Source organism: Streptomyces sp. SPB074, assembly GCF_000154905.1.
In the GTDB taxonomy this organism is placed as follows: Bacteria; Actinomycetota; Actinomycetes; order Streptomycetales; family Streptomycetaceae; genus Streptomyces.
The window spans coordinates 4,148,762-4,151,849 of the sequence record NZ_GG770539.1 but is presented as its reverse complement, the minus strand read 5'-3'; the positions used below and the strand labels follow the sequence as shown (position 1 = coordinate 4,151,849).

General features: G+C 75.3%; 3 protein-coding genes and 1 pseudogene. All 4 read right to left on the bottom strand.

What is annotated here, in order from left to right; genetic code table 11:
- Positions 1-392 precede the first annotated feature (392 nt).
- Positions 393-788, bottom strand: a complete 396-nt coding sequence (locus tag SSBG_RS17270) for a GNAT family N-acetyltransferase (protein WP_037870022.1) — start codon at positions 786-788, stop codon at positions 393-395.
- A 138-nt stretch (positions 789-926) separates the two neighbouring features.
- Positions 927-1,823, bottom strand: a complete 897-nt coding sequence (locus SSBG_RS17265; protein ID WP_008747383.1) for a TatD family hydrolase — start codon at positions 1,821-1,823, stop codon at positions 927-929.
- 178 nt (positions 1,824-2,001) lie between these two features.
- Positions 2,002-2,517: a hypothetical protein gene (locus tag SSBG_RS17260; RefSeq protein ID WP_008747382.1), complete on the bottom strand. Its 516-nt coding sequence runs from the start codon at positions 2,515-2,517 to the stop codon at positions 2,002-2,004.
- A gap of 220 nt (positions 2,518-2,737) precedes the next feature.
- Positions 2,738-3,088 (bottom strand): annotated as a pseudogene (locus SSBG_RS17255) (16S rRNA (cytidine(1402)-2'-O)-methyltransferase); the annotation flags it as partial.

Below are 3,088 nucleotides of genomic sequence, written 5' to 3'. Positions count from 1 at the left end.
GTCCCGGCATTCGCGGCGTCTCGCCGTCCTCGATCTTCCGCCGCCCGCCGCGCCCCATCCGGGGTCGCACATGCTGGTCGGCGCGGCACCGGACGTTCTACCTCATGGGCGGCGCGATGGCCGGACGGTACCGAACGTTCTACCTCCGGGCGCCACGCCATCCGCGCACTCGCCGGTGGCGTCACGCTGCCCATAGCCGCCCGCCGCAGTCCGATCCGGGGTCGTGGCGGCACCCGTGCGCGGTAACGAACGTCCTGCCCAACGCACCCCGCCACCCATTCACCCCACTCACCACCCAAGACCGAACGTTCTCCCTCTCCGCTCCCGCCCGGACGGGCCCCATGGGCGGCGCCGGGACGCGGCGGGCGGAGGCGCCACGGGCGGTGCCCGTCTCAGCTTTCGCTGAGACGGATGAGGCCGGCTGCCGTGGTGGCGAAGCCGCAGCCGTTCTCGTAGAAGGGGCGCAGGCGTTCCTCGTAGTCGACGTGCAGCCAGTCGCAGCCTGCCTCGCGGGCTCCGGCCGCCGCCAGCGCGACGAGTGCGCGACCCAGGCCCTGGTGGCGGTGGCTTCCGGCGACCGCCGTGTCGAGGAGGAAGGCGTGGGCGCCGCCGTCCCAGGCGACGTTGACGAAGCCCACGAGGCGGCCGGGGGCGTCGCGCGCGGCGGCCCAGCCGAGGCTGTGCCGCGCGATCCGCGCCGCGAGCCCGGGGGCGGGAGCCCCGCCGAACGCCTCGCCGAGCAGGGACCCCAGTTCGCCGTCCTCGAACGGGGCGCGCCACAGCGGCACAAGGGCGCCGGGGCGCCGGGGGCATCGGGGTGTGGGGTCATGGGACGGCAGTGTGGCGAGGGGCCGGCGGGGGAGCCAACGGTTTTCGCGGGGTGCGCTTTCGCCTTGTCGAGCCGCGTGCCGGCGTCGCCCGTCCGGTCAGCCCTCGAACAGACCCGGTACCCCGAACGCCCGCTCCGTGTTCCGGGCCAGGGCCTCCGCCATGTCCTCCTCCGCGAGATTCCTGACCCCTGCCATCGCGCGCAGGGTGACGGGGATCAGGTAAGGGGCGTTGGGGCGGCCGCGGTAGGGGGCCGGGGTGAGGAAGGGGGCGTCCGTCTCGACCAGGACGAGGTCGAGCGGGGCGACTGCGAGGGCGTCGCGGAGGTTCTGGGCGTTCTTGAAGGTCACGTTGCCCGCGAAGGACAGGTAGTAGCCTTCGCGCGCGCAGATCTCTGCCATCTCCGCGTCGCCCGAGTAGCAGTGGAAGACCGTGCGCGCGGGCGCGCCCTCCTCCTTGAGGACCCGGAGCACGTCGTCGTGGGCCTCGCGGTCGTGGATCACGAGCGTGCGGTCGTGGCGCTTGGCGATCTCGATGTGCGCGCGGAACGAACGTTCTTGCGCGTCCTTGCCCTCGGGGCCCGTACGGAAGTAGTCCAGGCCCGTCTCGCCGACGCCGACCACCTGCGGGAGCGCGGCGAGCCGGTCGATCTCGGCGAGCGCCTCGTCCAGCGCCGCCTCGCCCCCGGCGGGGCGCTCGCCCTGCCGGGACCAGCCGTCGGGGTCGCCGTGCACGAGGCGCGGTGCCTCGTTCGGGTGCAGTGCCACGGTCGCCAGGACGGGCTCGTACGCGCCCGCCGTCTCTGCGGCCCAGCGCGAGCCCGCGAGGTCGCAGCCGACCTGGACGAGCCGCGTCACCCCGACCGAGGCGGCCTTCGCCAGCGCCTCCTCGACGGTGCCCGCCTGCATGTCGAGGTGCGTGTGCGCGTCCGCCACCGCGACCCGCAGGGGTTCGGGCAGCGGTGGCGGCGCGGTCTTGTCGTCCTTGGCCTTCATGGGACCGATCCTACGAAGGCGCGCCGGACGGGGTGCAGGGGCGACGCCCCCGCCGGTAGGCGCGGGGCGAGGTATCGGGGCCCGGGAAGCGCCGGCCAGCGGAGGCGGACGGGGGCGCCGGTCAGTCGGCGCACGCCCGGGCGCCGCCAGCCACTCAGCGCACGCCGCGCCCCGCCGGTCAGTTGTCCCCGGCGGGGCGGCGGTGGAAGACGTGGAGGAGGTCGGCGAGGACGTGCCAGTGGTGGGGCACCGCAGGCTCGGCGCTCGGGTCGCCGGTGGTCTCCGTGCCGCCATCGGCGGTCTCGCCGCCGGTGCGGGACCGCGCCGGCTTCGCGGGGGCCGTCCCGTGCCCGTACGTGTGCGCCTGCGAGGCCGCCGAGGTGACCCGGCCCGCGCGCATGATGCGGACGACACCGCCGCCGCAGTTGAGGCAGGACGGGCTGCTGAGCGGGGAGGGGACGCGTTCGCCCCCCGCCAGGTAGACCACGTAGGGGTGGCCGTCCTGGCCGGAGTGGCGTTCTATCTCGTACGCCTGCTCCCAGCCGTGCCCGCAGCGCATACAGGCGAAGGAGTAGGACTCCTGAACGGTCCCGGCGGCCCCGGCGGAGCCGCCCGTGGCCCCGGCGGCGCCGCTCGTGGTCGCGGCGGTGCCGCTCGTAGTCGCGGAGTGGATGCTGTCTGCCAACTCGCTCATGCCGGCTCCTCGTGTCGTGCCCGGCCGGCTGCGAACCGCCGGCCCCGGAGCGGCGCACCGCCCCGCACGACCAGTGCACTCCCGCCCGGCGGCCCGCACCATGGGGGCTGCCGAACGTTGGACCGTATTTGGCGAAGCCGTGCACTTCGGGGCTTCCGCCGCGACCCGGGCTTTGCCGAAGGCCCGGGCCGCTTTGCCCATGTTTGGCGCGAAGGAACGGTTACGCCTTCTTCTCCGCGTTCTTCGCCGCCACCACCGCGTCGAAGACCTCCCGCTTCGGCACCCCCGCGTTCGCCGCCACGGCCGCGATGGCCTCCTTGCGCCGCTCCCCCGCCTCCTCCCGCACCCGCACCCTGCGCACCAGCTCGGCCGCGTCGAGGTCGGCGGGGCCCGGCTCGGGGGCGCCCTCCACGACGACGGTGATCTCGCCGCGCACGCCCTCCGCCGCCCACGCCGCGAGCTCCGCGAGCGGGCCGCGCCGCACCTCCTCGTACGTCTTGGTCAGCTCGCGGCACACGGCCGCGCGGCGCCCGGCGCCGAAGACCTCCGCCATCGCGGCGAGGGTGTCGTC

Coding starts and splice junctions, on each gene's coding strand:
- SSBG_RS17265 (WP_008747383.1), bottom strand. CDS start 1,823: ATGAAGGCCAAGGACGACAAGACCGCGCCGCCACCGCTGCCCGAACCC.
- SSBG_RS17260 (WP_008747382.1), bottom strand. CDS start 2,517: ATGAGCGAGTTGGCAGACAGCATCCACTCCGCGACTACGAGCGGCACC.